Annotated in this window: 13 protein-coding genes; 9 read left to right on the forward strand and 4 right to left on the reverse strand. The window is 71.0% G+C overall.

What is annotated here, in order from left to right; all coding sequences use genetic code 11:
- Nucleotides 1–109 precede the first annotated feature (109 nt).
- A complete protein-coding gene (locus ORI60_RS16840; protein WP_266038270.1) occupies nucleotides 110–1,231 on the forward strand; it encodes a hypothetical protein in 1,122 nt (373 codons plus the stop codon).
- Nucleotides 1,232–1,334: 103 nt separating this feature from the next.
- Here ORI60_RS16840 and ORI60_RS16845 read toward each other — a convergent pair whose 3' ends face one another.
- Together ORI60_RS16845 and ORI60_RS16850 are read right to left on the reverse strand one after the other, a co-directional pair.
- Nucleotides 1,335–3,458 carry an ATP-binding protein gene (locus ORI60_RS16845; RefSeq protein ID WP_266038271.1) on the reverse strand — a complete coding sequence of 708 codons (2,124 nt, stop codon included), beginning with the start codon at nucleotides 3,456–3,458 and terminating at the stop codon, nucleotides 1,335–1,337.
- A 127-nt stretch (nucleotides 3,459–3,585) separates the two neighbouring features.
- On the reverse strand, nucleotides 3,586–4,488 hold the full coding sequence (locus tag ORI60_RS16850) for a GGDEF domain-containing protein (protein WP_266038272.1): 903 nt from the start codon (nucleotides 4,486–4,488) through the stop codon (nucleotides 3,586–3,588).
- A gap of 243 nt (nucleotides 4,489–4,731) precedes the next feature.
- Between ORI60_RS16850 and ORI60_RS16855 the strand changes: the two genes are divergently transcribed.
- The 4 genes from ORI60_RS16855 to ORI60_RS16870 all read left to right on the forward strand — a co-directional run bounded on the left by ORI60_RS16855 (nucleotide 4,732) and on the right by ORI60_RS16870 (nucleotide 8,633).
- Nucleotides 4,732–5,439: a hypothetical protein gene (locus ORI60_RS16855; protein ID WP_266038273.1), complete on the forward strand. Its 708-nt coding sequence runs from the start codon at nucleotides 4,732–4,734 to the stop codon at nucleotides 5,437–5,439.
- 64 nt (nucleotides 5,440–5,503) lie between these two features.
- Nucleotides 5,504–6,061, forward strand: coding sequence for a hypothetical protein (locus tag ORI60_RS16860; protein WP_090066675.1), 558 nt, complete (start codon nucleotides 5,504–5,506; stop codon nucleotides 6,059–6,061).
- Nucleotides 6,048–7,265 carry an MAB_1171c family putative transporter gene (locus tag ORI60_RS16865; RefSeq protein ID WP_266038276.1) on the forward strand — a complete coding sequence of 406 codons (1,218 nt, stop codon included), beginning with the start codon at nucleotides 6,048–6,050 and terminating at the stop codon, nucleotides 7,263–7,265. The genes ORI60_RS16860 and ORI60_RS16865 overlap by 14 nt, the downstream gene beginning before the upstream one ends.
- Nucleotides 7,266–8,633 (forward strand): NAD(P)/FAD-dependent oxidoreductase, encoded by a 1,368-nt coding sequence (locus ORI60_RS16870; RefSeq protein WP_266038278.1) that lies wholly within the window; start codon nucleotides 7,266–7,268, stop codon nucleotides 8,631–8,633.
- Nucleotides 8,634–8,710: 77 nt separating this feature from the next.
- Here the strand turns inward: ORI60_RS16870 and ORI60_RS16875 are convergent, their stop codons facing one another.
- A complete protein-coding gene (locus ORI60_RS16875) occupies nucleotides 8,711–9,184 on the reverse strand; it encodes a VOC family protein (RefSeq protein WP_266038279.1) in 474 nt (157 codons plus the stop codon).
- An 82-nt stretch (nucleotides 9,185–9,266) separates the two neighbouring features.
- On the opposite strand from ORI60_RS16875, the gene ORI60_RS16880 reads away from it, so the two are divergent.
- Nucleotides 9,267–10,220 carry a helix-turn-helix transcriptional regulator gene (locus ORI60_RS16880; RefSeq protein WP_266038280.1) on the forward strand — a complete coding sequence of 318 codons (954 nt, stop codon included), beginning with the start codon at nucleotides 9,267–9,269 and terminating at the stop codon, nucleotides 10,218–10,220.
- 581 nt (nucleotides 10,221–10,801) lie between these two features.
- Here the strand turns inward: ORI60_RS16880 and ORI60_RS16885 are convergent.
- The gene (locus ORI60_RS16885; protein ID WP_266038281.1) at nucleotides 10,802–11,281 is read right to left on the reverse strand and encodes a DUF4262 domain-containing protein; all 480 of its coding nucleotides are present in this window, start codon (nucleotides 11,279–11,281) and stop codon (nucleotides 10,802–10,804) included.
- 331 nt (nucleotides 11,282–11,612) lie between these two features.
- Between ORI60_RS16885 and ORI60_RS16890 the strand changes: the two genes are divergently transcribed.
- From ORI60_RS16890 to ORI60_RS16900, 3 genes are all read left to right on the forward strand, one after another.
- Entirely contained in the window at nucleotides 11,613–14,648 is a 3,036-nt protein-coding gene (locus ORI60_RS16890) for a TIR domain-containing protein (RefSeq protein ID WP_266038282.1), read from the forward strand.
- Nucleotides 14,649–14,767: 119 nt separating this feature from the next.
- On the forward strand, nucleotides 14,768–15,241 hold the full coding sequence (locus tag ORI60_RS16895; protein WP_266038283.1) for an RNA polymerase sigma factor: 474 nt from the start codon (nucleotides 14,768–14,770) through the stop codon (nucleotides 15,239–15,241).
- Nucleotides 15,234–16,265: a tetratricopeptide repeat protein gene (locus ORI60_RS16900; protein ID WP_266038284.1), complete on the forward strand. Its 1,032-nt coding sequence runs from the start codon at nucleotides 15,234–15,236 to the stop codon at nucleotides 16,263–16,265. The genes ORI60_RS16895 and ORI60_RS16900 overlap by 8 nt, the downstream gene beginning before the upstream one ends.
- Nucleotides 16,266–16,314 lie beyond the last annotated feature (49 nt).

Consider the following 16,314-nt stretch of genomic DNA (forward strand, 5'->3'; position numbering starts at 1 on the left):
ACAGGTCGCTTGATCGCAAGCGCGTTGAAGTGCGCGAAGAGTTTCTGACAGCTCGATGAACACTCGTGGCGGGACGGTCTTCTCATCGCTTCGACCGATGGAGGCCGGGATGAACTGGTTCACCACCCCGCTCGGCGCGGGTGGCGCGCACCGGGTGACGGTGCCGGGATGCCGCAACGTGCTCGTGATCGTGCCCAGCGTGGTGGCGGGCACGCGTCTGTTCGACCTCTTGCCTTTGCTGGACAGCGACTTCCGCGTCCAGACGTACTTCACGATGCCCGAGCCGGACGCGGCCACCGCGCGGTTCGTCAGTGCGGCCGGCGGGCTGGTGATCGGGTGGGAGATGGCTCTGCAGCACGAGTTCGACCTCGTGCTCGCGGCCAGCTACCGGTTCGTCGACCGGGCGCCGGGGCCTGTGCTCGTGTTGCCGCACGGGGCGGGCGCGATGAAGTCTCGCCGGCGGGTCCGGGCCGCGGGGCCGGAGGCTGAGCCGGTGCACGGGCTCGATCGGCAGATGCTGGTGCGTGACGGGAAGGTGGCGGCGTCGGCGATCGTGCTGTCGCACGACGACGAGCTCGCGGTGCTCGCCGAGTCGTGTCCTGAGGCGTTGTCCGCCGCCGTTGTCGCCGGGGACATCTGCCTCGACCGGATGCGGGCCAGTCTGCCGTTTCGCGAGCAGTACCGGCGGGCGCTGGGTGTGGGGCCGGGTGACACGCTCGTCACGATCAGTTCGACGTGGACCGCGGAATCGACGTTCTACCAACGTCCTGAGCTCTACCGCGAGCTGAGCGGCAAGGTTCGGGTGGCCGTGGTGCTGCACCCGAACATCTGGGCCGTGCACGGCGCGTGGCAGGTGCGGTCCTGGCTCGCCGACTGCAACGTCGTCGTCGTTCCGCCGGAGGAGGGCTGGCGGGCGGCGGTGATCGCGAGCGACGTCGTCGTCGGTGACCACGGTTCCACGACGCAGTACGCCGCCGCTGTCGGTGCGCGCTTGCTGCTCGCCACGTGTCCCGACGTGCGTCGCGGCAGCCTTGCGCATGTGATCAGCGAGGCGGTTCCGAGGTACGCCGGCGACCTCGCGGAGGCCGTGGCCGTTCCGGGGTTCGCGGGCCTGGTCAGCTCGCGGCTCGACCGGTCCGGCGAGATCCTGCGGGCGGCCATGTACCGGCTGCTCGGCATCCCGGAGCCCGCGCACGCCGTGCCTGTCTCGCCGGTGCGCCATGGTCGTTGACGAAGGCGTGGTCAGGCGCGACGGCGTGCTGCTCGTCCGCGGTGACCGGGCGGCGCCGAAGTGGCGGACGCTCGCGGACGTGCTGCTGACCGGGCCTGAGCCGTCAGCCGAGATCGCGGTAGCGGTCGCCGGGCTGTTGCTGCTGCGGTACGTCGGGTGTTCGCTCGTGGTCGTGCCGATCCAGCGCCGCGAGCCGGTCCCGGAGGCGGTCGGCGCTGGGATCGAAGGATTCGCCGTAGCACGCCAGGGCGGAGCGGTAGTGGTCGCGAGCGTGCACGAACTCGCCCTGCCGTTCGGCGATCTCGCCCTTGAGCTCGAGGGCATCGGCGACGTGCACCGGTGAACCGGCGTCGCGGACGTCGGCGAGGACGCCGTCAGCGAGGCGCGCGGCCTCGTCGGGCCGGTCCGAGTGGAGAAGCGCACGGGACAGGAACATCCGTGCGCGCGCCTTGTCGACGTCGTTGTCGAGGAGCGTCTCGCACTCCCTGAGTTCCGTGATCGCCTCGTCGAGGCGGCCCATCTCGACGAGGACCTCGCCGACGCGCCGCCGGGCTAGGCCGATGCCACGGGTGCGTTCGTGGAGGGTCTCCACGTCAACGGCCTCGCGGTAGTACCGCAGCGCGACCTCGAACTCGCCCTTCAACCTGTAGGTGTAGCCGAGCTGCACGAGTGCAGTCGCCCGGCTGCCGAGGTCGTGGTCGCCCGCGAGGTCGAGCACGGTCCGGACCTGCGCGGTCGCCTCGTCGAGACGCCCGAGGTTGCGCAACGCGACGGCGAGCTGGTTGCGCAGCCTGGCTTCGGCGGTCCTCTCGCCGCACGACTGCGCGGCCCGCACGCCGAGTTCGTGGGTGAACACCCAGTCCGAGTAGTGGTGCCGGCGCTGGAACAGCGCGTACATCGCCTCGGCCAGCTGCCAGACCAGGTCCGGCCAGCCGTGGTCGTCGGCGGCGCGCAACGACTGCACGAGGTTGTCGCGTTCGTGGTCGAGCCAGTCCAGCGCCTCGGCCCGCGAGGCGAACACGTCCGGGTCGGCGGACTTGAAGCGCGGCCCAACGCGCGGACGGCCGGGGATCGCGGCCGAGTCCGCGACCACTGCTTTGTCCAGGTAGAACTCCACCACCCGGTGAACCGCCTCTTCGCGTTCGGCGTCGTCCTGCCCGCGCGCGTGCAGGCGCAGGAGGTCGTGGAACCGGAACCGGTCGTCACCGGCTTCGATGAGGAGGTTCTTCTCCACCAGGTCGTCGAGGTCGTCCTCGACCTCACCGACGTCGTCCGCGAGCATCGCCGCCGCGGCCCCCACGCCGAAGCTGACACCCGGATGCCACGAAGCCAGGCGGTAGAGCCGGGCCTGACGCGGCGGCAGTTCCACATAGGACAGGTCGAGCACCGCGCTCACCGACGTCGTGCCGCCGCGGAGGTCGAGACCGGCGAGCCGGCGGTTCTCCGCGCTCAGCTCGTCGACCTCCTTGGCCAGCGTGCGCCGCGGCCGCCGGGACAGCCGCGCGCCGATCACCCCGAGCGCGATCGGCATTCCGCCGCACAGCCGCGCGAGCTCCTGTGCCGCTTCGGCCTCCACGGCGAGCCTGGGCTCCCCCACCACCCGCTCCAGCAGCTCGACGGAGTCCCGCAGGTCCATCGGGTCGACCTCGATGAACCGGGCGCCGTCCATGGCGAGCGGGCTGAGCCTCCACCGGCTGGTCACCACGACCGCGCAGCTCGGCGACGCCGGGAGCAGCGGCCTGACCTGTGCCGCGCTGGCGGCGTTGTCCAGCAGGACCGCGAACGACCTGTCCGCGGTCAGCGACCGGAACAGCGCCTGCCGCTGGGCCAGCTTCGGCGGCACCACCTCGACGCCGAGTGCGCCGAGGAACCACTCGAGCACGTCGTCGGGCTGCGCGGCTTCCGCGTGGGCACCGAGATCGACGTACAGCTGACCGTCCGGGAACTGGTCACGCGTGTCGTGCAGCCATCTCAGCGCCAGCGAGGTCTTGCCGACACCGCCGGGCCCGCTGACCACGACGAGCATCTGGTGATCCGCGCGCTCGTGCCACCTGTCGAGCTCGGTCAGCTGGTCCGCGCGGCTGACGAACAGCCTCGGCGCCGGCGGAAGCTGTTGCGGCACAGGTTTTCCAGGTGGTCCGGAATGGACGTGCACCGTTCCGATCGATCCGGCCTGCACCAGGTTCCCGTAGGAGGCCCCGGACACGGTGTTCTCGACTCTCGCCACCCGACATCACCCCGCGACCACGCTACGACTTCTACCGCCTCCAAGGCAGCCGCTCGCCGGGGTCATCCGGGTGACACTGTCCGTGTTCGCCGGACGGCTGCCAACCCCGGAGCTGCCGCCGGAAGTGCTAGTGGACGAGGCCGTGGTGGCGGTTGGTCCACGCGGCGACGGCGGGCAGCACGTCCGTGATCCACTCTCGGGCGGCGGCCGTCAGTTCGTAGCGGGCCGCGCGGCGGAGCACGAAACCGTTGTCCTGCAGCCGTTCCAGCGTGAGAATCACCTTCGGACCGAGGTTCGACAGCAGTTCTTCCGCGTTCTTGGCACCGTCGGACAGCGCGACCAGGACCTGCGGCAACTGGTCGCTGCTCATCAGGTCCTGCAACGCGAGCAGGTGGTGCAGGGCCGCGGAGTCCGCCTTGCGCTCGGCGGCGTACGCGCCCGGGTCGTGGATCTGCACGCGGGCCCGGCCGCCGCGCTTGGCGCGTTGCAGGGCCGCGTCGGTGTCGCGAACCAGGTCGATCAGCGTGTCCTCGGCGGTGGGCACGTGGGATGCGACGCCGATGGACGCCGTCTGGCCGTGCAGGGTGACGTGGTAGCCGTCGTTCGTGGTGATCTCGGTCTGCAGCGCGCGGATGCCGCGCAGGATGCGTTCGGCCACCATGACCGCTTCTCGGCCCGTGGTGCGGGGCAGCAGCACGAGGAACTCGTCGCCACCGTGGCGGCACACGAGGTCGGTCGGGCGCGTGTGAGCGGTCAGCACCGCGGCGACATCGCTCAACACGACGTCGCCGGCGGGGTGGCCGTACTCGTCGTTGATCTTCTTGAACCGGTCGAGGTCGATCATGAGCAGCGCGACCTGCTCCCACCGGCGCTGGGCGCGGCGGTACGTCGCGGGTGCCTGGTCGTCCCAGCCCCAACGGCCGAGCAGGCCCGTCAAGCGGTCAGTCGCCCACGCGCCAACGGGTTGTGCGCACGAGCCGCAGCGCGAGGGAGCGCTCTCGTCGTGCAGGCGCAGAGAACCGTGGTCCACCGGTAGCCCCATCCGCGCAGTCGCCATGAGTCCCCCCAGACTTCAGCTCTGACCGGCCCGATCTGCCACTTTCAACTGCCGTGACGTCGTTCGGATCAAACGCGACACATCAGTGCAAGCGGCGGAGTGTGATCATAGAGCTACGGACAGGTGGATTCAACCCTTGTGATGCCATATGCTCTCTTGGTTCCACAACAGTGGAAAGATCCCCAAGGCCCTTGGTCGCTCCAGCGGAGGTGTGGCGTGAGGCCGTTCGCCGAGGTCCTCAACGAGCTGTGCAACAACCCGCCCGATGGCCGAGGCAAGGTCACCAACGTAGCGCTTGCCGCCGCGGTGAAGTCACGGGGCGGGGACATCGGGCACGGCTACATCTCGCAGCTGCGGCTCGGCGTGAAGGACAACCCGACCTGCCAGGCGATCGTCGACCTGGCCGACGCGCTCGGCGTGCACCCCGCCGCGTTCCTCGACGGACGCCGTGAGCTGCACCCGGCGGAACGGCCAGGCTGGCGCCCGACGGCGTTGAGCACGCTCTTCGAGGCAGTGCACCCGCCCGACCGCGGGCCGTGGTCGCCGGAGGAGGTCGCGGCCGCGATCAGCGCGTCGGGCCAGTTCGGCAGCATCTCCGCCAGCTACATCCGCGAGCTCCTGAGCAACACCAGCGACAACCCGCGGCTCAAGCACATCCTCGGCCTGGCCGACCATTTCGGCGCCGATCCGGCGTACTTCTTCGACGACGACCTGGCCGCACGGGTCGACTCGGAGCTGACGGACTTCCTCGCCCTGCGCGAACTCGGCGTCGTCGAATTCGTCACCCGTCTGGCCGAACGCACCGGCGATCTGTCCCCGCAAGCCAGGGCCGCTGCGGTAGAAGGGTTCCGGCAGGCGCTCGAAGTCGGCGAAGGGTGGTCGTTCCCGCTGAACAGCCGCCGCACGTCCGCGGACCACACTTGATGACGACGCCGGCGTGAAGATCTCAGCCTGGACCGCTGCAGACGACATCGAGAGGAGGCGACGGGTGAACCGCAGGAAACTGCGCAAGCTGGTCGACGAGGTCGCCCGCGACCTCGACCTGCCGCCCGACGCCACGCACCAGGAGGCGAGCCGCCGGGTCTGCGAGCTGATGAGCGAACGGCTCGGGCGCGCTGTCGACGTCCGCTTCGCCGCCATCACCAACGCGGTCTGCCTGAGCGGTGCGACCGCGTTGCTCGAGAACGGCACGTACCTCGTCATCTGCGCCGACTCCCCGTCCTGGTACCACCGCCTGCACGTGCTGCTGCACGAGTTCGCGCACGTCCTGCTGAAGCACCAGCCCGTCGCGCTGACCCGCGACGAGGGCATGCGCAGGCTCGCGCCGCACCTGCTGCCGCGGATGGCGAAGATCATCGCCGGGCGGACGACGCTGACCGAGGACGAGGAGCGCGAGGCCGAGAACCTCGCCGACCACCTGCTGGAAAGGCTGACGGAACACCGGGTGTGGGCCGACACGGCCACCACCGAGGAACCCGCGCACGTGCGCCGGGTGGCCGAGTCACTCGAAGGAAGATCTCGCTGGGTGCGTCGTGGCGATCTTTAACCTGATCTACCTCTCCTGCGGCATCGTCGGTCTGCTCCTCCTCGCGTACAAGATCCGCGCGCTGCGGTCGAGCTGGGGCAGTCCCCGTGTCGTCGCGCTCATCTCGACCGTCTTCTTCTCGGCGTTCGCCGTGCTCTTCGCGGCGCCCGCGAACATCACCTGGATCAACTGGGCGAGCGGCGTGCCGAACTTCGCCGCCCTGCTCGTCTACAGCCTTGTGGTCTGCTTCGCCGGAGCGGCGTTCGCGCTGGTGATCTACTGGCGCTACCCGGCCGCCCAGGCGTGGCAACGGGTCCGGCTGATCGTCGTCAGCTACAGCACGATCGTCGCGGCGATGGTCGTGCTGTTCTTCAAGTCCGAGGTCGACGAGGAACGTCAGGTCGACTTCGACACCTACTACGCGACGCAGCCCACGATCGCGGTCTTCCTGTTCATCTACCTCCTCGCGACCGGGGTCGGCTGCGGCGGGCAGGCCTACCACTGCTGGCAGGGCTCGCGGGACCAGGCGATCTCGGCACGGCCGTGGCTGCGGCTCGGGCTGCGCTGGTACTGCGCGGCGGCGCTGTTCCCCATGGCGTTCGCGGTCATCAAGCTGTTCGTGCTGCTCATGGACTGGGCCGGCGAGCGCAGCTTCGACGTGCTGAGCACGACGGCTCCGCTGATGGCGTCGCTGAGCATGATCCCGCTGGTGATCGCGATGGCCCTGCCGGTCTTCGGGCCGCGCCGCCCGTCGCCCTCGCTGTGGGTGCGGCGCTGGCGCACGTACTTCGCGCTGCGGCCGCTGCACCGCGCGCTCGTGCACGTGAACCCCGGGATCGTGCTGGTGGCGCCCGGCAAGTTCCTCAACCCGCACCACCGCGTGCGCCGGCAGATCATCGAGCTCAACGACTGGCGCTGGGCGCTCACGCCCTACTTCGACCTGAGCGTCGGCGAGGCCGCGACGTCCCTGGCACGGCAGGCTTCGCTGCCCACGGACGAACTGGCCGCCGTCGTGGAGGCCGCCCAGCTGCGCGCCGCGGGTTCGTCCGACGGCCGCGCGCGGGCACCCGAACGCCGTCCCGCCTCGGTGATCGTCGACGGCACCGACCTGACCGCCGAGCACGACAGGTGGGTCCGGATCTCACGCGCGTACCAGCACTCGCCGATCGTCGACGCCGCCGTCGCCGACGCGGCACGCGTGCAAGCAGCAGGGGGAATGGATTAGATGGCACCGACACACGCCGTTGTCCTCGGCGGTGGGCTCGCGGGCATGCTCGCGGCGTCCGTCCTCGTCCGGCACTTCGACGAGGTCACCGTGGTGGAGCGCGACAAGCTGCCGGACGGCCCCTCGCCGCGTTCCGGCGTGCCGCAGGCCCGGCACGCGCACCTGCTGATGTCCGGTGGCGCGCGGGCGATCGAGGCGTTGCTGCCGGGCACGCTGGACGCGTTGTTCGCCGCCGGGGCGCACCGGATCGGGGTGCCGAACGACCTGGTGTCGCTGAGCGCCCAGGGCTGGGTGCCGCGGTTCCCCGAGATGCAGTTCATCGTCTCGTGCAGCCGCGGCCTGCTGGACTGGGTGGTGCGCAGCCAGGCGTTGCGGGACAACAAGATCTCGGTGCTGACCGGGACGGAGCCGGTGTCGTTGCTCGGTGACCGGGACGCGGTGACCGGGGTGCTGGTCGAGGACCGGATCTCCCGCGAGCAGATCTCGCTGGAGGCCGACCTGGTCCTGGACGCGACCGGGCGTGCCTCCCGGTTGCCCGCGTGGCTGGAGGACTTCGGGCTGCCCGCCGTGCACTCCGAGAGCGTCGACTCCGGACTCGCCTACGCCACGCGGATCTTCCAGGCGCCCCCGACGGCCGCCTCCGGTTTCCCGATCGTCAACGTGCAGGCGAACCCGCGTGACCCGTTCCCCGGGCGCACCGCGACTCTGCTGCCCATCGAGGACGGCAAGTGGCTGGTCACGCTGTCCGGGACGCGCGGCGGTGAGCCGTCCACCGACGAGTCGGAGTTCGTGTCGTTCGCCGGCTCGGTGCGCAACCCGGTCGTGGGTGAGCTGATCGCCGAGGCGGAGCCGCTGTCGCCGGTGTACGGATCGCACAGCACCGCGAACCGGCGGATGTTCTTCGAGCGCTTGAAGTCGTGGCCGCGCGGCCTGCTGGCGCTGGGCGACTCGGTGGCCACCTACAACCCCGTCTACGGGCACGGGATGTCGGTCGCGGCGCAGAGCGCGCAGGCACTGGACGCCGGTATGGCGGCCGGGCACTCCGAGCAGCAGATCCAGCGCGGCATCGGCAAGGTGGTCGACGGGGCCTGGGCGATGGCGACCAACCAGGACATCCTGTATCCGGGTGCGGTCGGGAAGCCGTTGCCGCTGGCCGGGCGGGTGCTGCAGCGTTATGTGGACCGGCTCGTGCGCACGGCGACCACGGAGCCGCCGGTGACGCGGGCGTTCCTGGAGGCGTTCACGTTGTCCGCGCCGATGGCGAACCTGATGAGCCCCAAGGTGTTCCTGGCGACGATGCGCGGCCCCCGGTCGGCGGCGCCGGAGCCGACGCTGACCGCGGACGAGCGGGACCGGGTCACCGGCTAAGGGTTTTCCTCTCACGCGCCGGGCGGTCATGAGCCCCACGACGAGTTCGACGCCGTGGGGCTGTACCTCGGACCGAGTCACGTCCGCGGGGTGAAGTCCGCGCTCTGCACGTAGTTCATGGCCTCGACGAACTTCGGGTCCGCCATCCTCGCCGCCAGTTCGTCCGCGGTGGGTTCCACGATCCGCTGGTGCAGCCACCACAGGTTGCCGAACGGGTCGGCGAACCGGCTGACCCGGTCTCCCCAGAACAGCTCGGTCGGCTCGGTGACGATCCTGCTGCCGAGCTTCACGGCGCGCTGGAGCGTGGTCGCGTCGTCGGCGACGTAGAGGCGCAGGAACGCGGGTGTGGGCTGCCAGTCCGGGTGGTCGAACAGCATCACGACCGAGTCGCCGATGCGGACCTCCGCGTGGCCGATCTCCGGTGCCTCGCCGACGCGGCCGAGTTCGGTCGCGTCGAACACCTCCGTGATGAAGTCGATCAGCTCGGCCGTCCTGCCCCGGCTGATCAGCCACGGCGTCACGGTGTGGTAGCCCTCGGGCACGATGTTCATCCGGTCTCCCCTTTGCTCGTCGGGGCAACCGTATGAGCCATGTAGGACGACATCGGTCCTAGTTCTGAACTAGGTTCGCGGCATGAGTGATGCGGCCCGGTTGTTGCGCCTGCTGTCGTTGCTGCAGACACCGCGCGAGTGGCCCGGCAGCGAGCTCGCGGCCCGGTTGGAGGTCACGCCGCGCACGGTGCGGCGCGACATCGACCGGCTGCGCGACCTCGGCTATCCCGTCGAGGCGTCGATGGGCGTGCTCGGCGGGTACCGGCTCGGCGCGGGCGCGGCGATGCCACCGCTGCTGCTCGACGACGAGGAGGCCGTGGCCATCGCGGTCGGCCTGCGCACCGCCGCCCGGCAACCGGTCGCGGGCATCGCCGAGGCGTCGTTGCGCGCCCTGGCGAAGCTGCAGCAGGTGCTGCCGTCCAGGCTGGCCCGGCGCGTCTCGTCGCTCACCTCGGCCACCGCACCCACCCCGGCCTCGTACGCCGCGCTGGTCGACCCAGGACAGCTGACCGTGATCGCCGGCGCGGTCGCCGCCCGCGAACGGGTGCGGTTCGCCTACGTCGCCAACGAGAACGTGACGTCGAAACGGCACGTGGAGCCCATTCAGCTGGTAGCGCTCGGCCGGCGCTGGTACCTCCTCGCTTTCGACGTGGACCGGGACGACTGGCGGATCTTCCGGCTGGACCGCGTCTCCGCCGCCCTGGCCACCGGGGCCCGCTTCACACCCCGCGTGCCGCCCGGCGGGGACGCGACGGAGTTCGTGACGCGGAAGATGTACGACTCGGCGCCGACCTTCCGGGCCCGCGCGACCCTGCGGTTGCCCGTGGAACTGGCACGGGCGCGGCTGACGGACTTCGCGGGCGACCTGACCGCTCTCGACGACGGGTCGTGTTCTTGGCACAGCGTCGAGGACACGATCGACTACCTCGCGTTTCGTCTGACTCTGCTGGGGTGCGACTTCGTGGTGCACGGGCCTGGTGAGCTGGTGGAGCACCTGCGGGGGTTGGGTGAGCGGATCAACCGGGCGGTGGGCTGAGGTCGTGGCGCCGGTGGGGCCGTGTGGCTGTGGACTGCGGCGTCGGGGTTGAGTCTTCGCGCTGGCGGTGCGCGTGGCAGAAGGGCTGCGGCGCCTGGGTTGGACGGAACCTCCGCGCCAGCGGGTGCTGCGCGGCTGAAGGGTTGCGGCTCGGGGTCGGGCTGCCTTTGCGCAAACGGGTGCTGTGTGGCTGGAGGTTGCGGCGTCAGTGAGCAGGGAGCTGCGCTGGCGGAGGGCGAAGGACGGCGGGCCCACGGCACGAACGGTGTCCGCGAGCCACGACGCCACCGCGCCAGGTGGGCTGAGCCCGCGCTCCGGCAGGTGCCGTGCGGTTGCAGGGCTGCGTGACCGCAGGCAGGCGAAGAGCGGCGGGCCCACGGCACGAACGGGGTCCGCTGAGCCGCGACGCGCCCTCGCGCCGGCAGACGCTGCGGGTCGCCGACAGACGACCGCACCCGAGCCGGAAGCCGCGCAGGCGGCAAACGGCACGCGGACCTGTGGCACGGCGGACCCGAGGCATCGGAACCGAACCCCCGGCGGGCCCCGCTGCGACACCTCCGCCGCGCCACCGGCGGCCCGGCTCACCTGCCCGGCGGCCCCGCCCTCACCCCCAGCACCGGCTGGCCTCCCACCACCCCCTCGAAGGAGCTGTCCCACGGCCAGCGCCCGGACTCGTCGGCGTGCACGAGCTGCAAGGCCTTGATGCCCTCCCCGTACAGCCGCGCGGAGACCAGCAGGTGGGCCCAGGGGCGTGCCACGCGGACCACCTCCAGCAGTGGGCCGCCGGGCACGGTGAAGCGGTGGCCCGGCTCGGGCAGGCAGCTGTGGACGAGGTGTTCGGCCATGTCGTCCAGCAGGCGGCCCGCTTCCAGCACGGCCATGCCCGTCACGACGAGTTCCGGGAGGCCGCGCGGGGTCAGGCCGACGGTGTACGCCCAGGGTGGATGGGCTCGGTCCCGTTCCACCGCCTGCACCGCCCAGCCCCGCACGTCGATGCAGCGGCGCAGGGTGGCCAGGTGTTCTTCCATGCGGCCGGCGGGGTGGTCGCAGTTCCAGCACATGACGGTCTCCTCGGATCGGTGGTGGATCCAGTGTGCCGAGGAGCACCGACAAGATCGTTTGAGCGATTCGTTGACAGAAAGTGGACAAACGATCTGTGGGCCGTCTGGATCGTTAATCTGCGACGCACGGAGGATCGTGCATGCGCCAACGAACGCTTTTCATCGCGTTGGTCGCGGCTGTGCTCGTCGCGGCCGCGGGCAGCGCGGTCACCTCGGCGGCCACGTGTTCGCCGTCCCGATCAGACGGAGCTATGGGCGGGATCGGCACCGGCTATACCGGTGGCGGACCGGCCACAAAGGACAGCGGCAGCACTCGGAGCCGCGGGAACTGATGCACTTCGAACCCGGCACCCCACTCGCGGACGCGGTCAAGGCCGCCAGGTCCGCCGCACTGCGCGGCAACGTCCTCGGCGTCGACCTCGCCTACGTGAGGGCCGCGAAGATCAGCCCGGCCGTCGCCCACGACCACTGCGCGACGCTGCTCAACCTCGGTGCCATCGCCAGGGCCGCGCAACGGTGCGACGAGTACCTGAGCGGGGGCAACGACACCACGCTGAGGATCCTCCGGGCCCAGATCCGCAGTGCCGCAACGGATCACGTCGCGGCCGAACGGGACGTGCGCGAGCTGCGGAAGCTGAAACTCACCGAACTGGAACAGGCGAGGCTCGCCCGCGTCGCCGCGCTGGCCGCGGCGGACCGCTACGACTACCCCACCGCGGAGAGCGAGCTCGACGCCGCCGAACGCCACTTCCGCCGCGCCGGGCGTCCCGAGCACCTGGAGCACATCGGCAGGGACCGGCTCCTGCTCGACGTGCGCAGGGGCACCCGCGTCTCGAAGCTGCGCGACCGCACTCCTCGCACGCCGGCCGAGTTCCTGCAACGTGCCGCGGCGCTGCGGCGCGAGGTCCGGTACGAGGAAGCGCTGGCGGTGATGACGCGCTGCGTCACCAGCTACCAGATCGAGCCCGCGCTGAGGTTCGCCGTTCTGTACGAGCTGACCGTGCTGCTCGTCATGACCAGGCAGGCGGGCACCGCCCGCAGGCTCTTCCCGCTGCTGGCCGCCGCGGCCGGTCCGGAGGTGATCTCGCAGCTCCCCGACGCGACCCAGGCGCTCCGGCCGGAACGCCGGCTCACCCACGTGCGCCGCCTGATCGCCCGGGACGAGCTGCTCGAGGCCGAGGGCATGCTGGGCGAGGGGAACTCGCCGCTGTGGCACCTGACCGCCGCCGAACTGGCCTACGCGCAGGGCAGGCTCGAGAAGGCCGCCCAGCACTTCGAGGTCGCGAGCAAGGCGGGCAACGCCGAGCTCACCGCGCTGGCGCTGCGCAAACTCGGGGACACGTTCGCCGACGCGGGCCACGAGGAGGTCGCGGCCCGGCACTGGGCCGAGTCGCACCGCGTCGAGGAGGGTCTCGCGGACCACCGGGACAGCCCCAGCGTCAAGCTGCGGCTGCTGCGCGCGGCCCCCGACGTGCGGGACGGCCGCGTGAGCGCCGCGGCCCGCCGTGCCCGGCGCGAGGGTCACAAAGCGCTGGCAGGACTGGTGGTCGCCGTCGAGGCCGCGCTGGCCGGGCCCGGACGACGCGATCTGCCGGGCTTCGCCGACCTCCCGGCGGCCCGGCGCTGGCTCGCCGCGGCGACGAGGCACCTGCCGAGGGACCAGGTCGTGTGGATGATGCACGCGACGCCGGACCAGCTCCACCACGTGCTCGTCGGCCGCAGGATCACGCACGTGACGACTTCCGTCCACATCGGCGACCTCACCGACACGGTCCGCCGGCTCAAGGCCTGGAAACCCAAGTACGACAAGGCGGTCCTCGGCGCGCTGCTCGCCGAGCTGGCCGGTCTGATCGGGCTGGAGGACGTCGTCGGGGCCTTGCCGCCCAAGGCCACCAGGATCGTCGTCGTGGCGGGTGGCGTCCTCGCGGACGTCCCGCTGGCGGGCCTGCCCGTCCCCGGCACGAACCTCTTCCTCGGCATGACCCACGCGCTGTCCAGCCTGCCGTGCCTGTCCGCGCTGCGCCCCCGCCAGCGCGGCGCCCGCGGGCAGAGGGGCGACGAGGCGGCGATCTGCACGGAGGCCTCGGCGCTGCGCCGCACTCTCGAAGAGGGGCGCTCCCAACGCATCCGCATCGACGCCCAGGCCGAACACGACCGCATGAACCCCGACCAGTCGTGGCTTCAGTTCGCCGACGAACGGGTGTCCGTGGAAGCGCTGGGAGAGATGGACTTCAGCGCGTGCGGCACGGTCGTGCTCGGTGCCTGCGAGCCCGGCATCGTCCGCGCCGTCACGGCCACGGGGCCGGGCGCGGTCGTCGCCGCCCACTGGCAGGCGGAGGACGCGGCCGCGCGGAAGGTGCTCGACGCGTTCGGCCGCCACCTGGCGAAGCTTCCCCGAGATCGCGCCCTGCAGCACGCACTGGTCGAAGTCGCCGATCGGCACCCGGCGGACTGGGCGTGCTGGTCCCTGCACGGCGACGCGGGCTTCCAGACCTCAGCGGGCCCGCTGCGCAGAAGACTCAGGAAGAACGGAGACCCCGTGCCGCTCGAAACCCGTCCCAAGGTGTTCCTGTCGTTCGCCGGAAAGGACCGTGCGCACGCCGAGCAACTCCGTGCCGAACTGGAGTCCCGCAACGTCAACGCCTACCTGGCCGAGGACGAGATCACGACCGGCGGCAACGCTTCCACCTCGATCGACGAGGCACTGGCCACCTCCGACTACCACGTCCTGCTGTGGTCGGCGAACACCCCGCGGCGCGAGCCGGCGGCGGAGTGGACGGCGGCGTTCACCCTGGAGATGACGCGCCGCCGCGCCTTCCTGTTCATCGTGCGGCTGGACGAGGAACCGCTGCCGCCCCTCCTCGCGCCCCGCAAGCACATCGACCTCGTGGACGCCGCCGACCGACTCGTCGCGACCTGGCGTTCCGACCGCAAGTCGGAGCTTCCCGTGTTCCCGCAACCGGTCCCGCCGACGCCGGACGGACCGACCGTCGCGATCTCGGTGCGCAGCCACGACCTGGGCACCACGCACGTCGTGATGACCCCGCTGCACCTCACCGGTGCCTCTTTGTACCGGGCGGTGTTCGAGGCGATGCGGCTGCCGACCGAGCAGATCACGTTCGACGGCACGATCGGGATGCGGTTCTCCTACGAGCTGTTCCACCAGAACGAACCGATCCCGGACGACGAGTCCACTGTGGAACTGTCCTCGGACGTCGTGGACATCGCCGTGCGCGTCGAGTCGTTCGGCGGCCGAGGCGCCCCCAGCGGCCGGGAGTACCGCCAGGACGACGAGCTGGACGAGGGCGTGGACGTCGACCAACAGCGCATGCTGCTGGTCGCCGCCTTCCGCCACCTCCTCCCCTAGGCACTCCGAACGGGTGAATTCCCTTCCGTCTGTCAGCCTTCGGTGGCTTCACCGCCTGTAACCGGTGAAGGTCGCCCGAGGGCGGTGAACGACACCTGCGGACGCTGAAGGGAAGGCCGTTGAGCGCACCGGATCGGGGCTTCGCGGAGTTCTTCCGCGAGTGCCTGCCCGTGGTGACCAGGACGCTGACGGCTCTGAGCGGCGACAATCGTGCGGTCGAGGACATCGCGCAGGACGCGATGCTGATCGCACAGCACCGATGGAGCGACATCCACGCGTACGACAAACCTGAGGCGTGGGTGCTCAAGGTCGCCATACGGCTCATGCGGCGGTGGCAGCAGCGGTACGGGAGGGAAACACCGCTGGCCGAGGTGCCGGAGGTCGTTCAGCCGGCGCACGACGTGGAAGCGCTGCACGCGGCGTTGCGCGAACTCTCCCCCAGGCACCGCGAGACCGTGGCGCTGCACCACCTGCTCGGGTACTCGGTCAGCGAGATCGCCGCGGTGCTGGTGGTCGGTGAGTCGACCGTGCGCACGCACCTCACCCGCGGCCGTGCCGAGCTGCGACGAATCCTCGGAGGCAGTGATGAGTGAGCTGCTGGCCCAGTTCGAGCTCGACGACGCCGTCGAGCGCCAGTACCGCCTGGGAGAGGCCGCGGAACGGGCGGGTCGCCTGCGCGAGGCGGCCGTGCACTTCCGGGTCGCCGCAGACCAACGCCTCGGTGACGCCGCCGTGCGGCTGGCGCACGTCCTGTTCGCACTCGGCGAGGAGGCCGAGGCCGTGCAGTGGTGCACGGCCGCCGTGGCAGACGGGTTTCCCGAGGCCGAGGAGCTGGTCAGGGCGAACTCCGAGGCGCGGCAGCGGTTTCTGGAGCACGCCGCCCGGATCACGGTCGGCGCGCCCACGTTCGACTGGCTGCCGCCCGCGATGCCGTCGCGCCGCATCTCCCCCGAAGCGATCGCCGCGCGCACTCAGGCGTTGCGGACGCTCGACCGCCGCTACGGCGGCATCGCCTGCCACAGCGCGGTTCTGGAGCACCTCGCCGCCGTCGAACCGATGATCGTCGTGGACGACACCTCGTGGACCGCCGTCGCCGAGGCGCACGAACTGGCCGGGTGGACGGCGTTCGACAGCGGACAGCCCGGCACGGCCCTGCCGCACTTCGCGAAGGCGCTGACGTTGGCGCGGCAGGCGGAGAACGAGGCGCTCATCGCCTCCGTGCTGACCCGCGCGGGCCGGATGTTCCTGCACCACAACGCTCCCGACGACGCGCTGAAGGCGTTCCAGCTCGGATTCGTGGCGGCGCACAACGCCTGGGCCGACCGGCGCGCGCTGAACGATCCCGCGCGGGCCATCGCCGCTCTCGCCGGCAAGGTCGGCACGTGTGGCGAAGGCCGGGCACGCACCTTGACCTTGACGGCGCTGGCCCGCAACCACCTCGCCCTGGGTGATCTCCCCGCGGCCACCGAGCTCGCGCGGGAGGCCGTGGAGTCGGCCAGGAACCTCCGTTCGGCACGCGCGGACGACCACTTGCGCTGGCTCGACCAGGAAGCGCGCGAAGCCGGCGCATTGCTGCTGGCAGAGCACGTTTCCAGCCGGTTCGCGCGTTCTGGATGACGCTGTCACCGGTCCGGGCCGCTACACGCGTGCACGCGTTCGAGTAGGT

Origin of the sequence: Lentzea sp. NEAU-D7 (assembly GCF_026242055.1) — a bacterium.
In the GTDB taxonomy this organism is placed as follows: Bacteria; Actinomycetota; Actinomycetes; order Mycobacteriales; family Pseudonocardiaceae; genus Lentzea.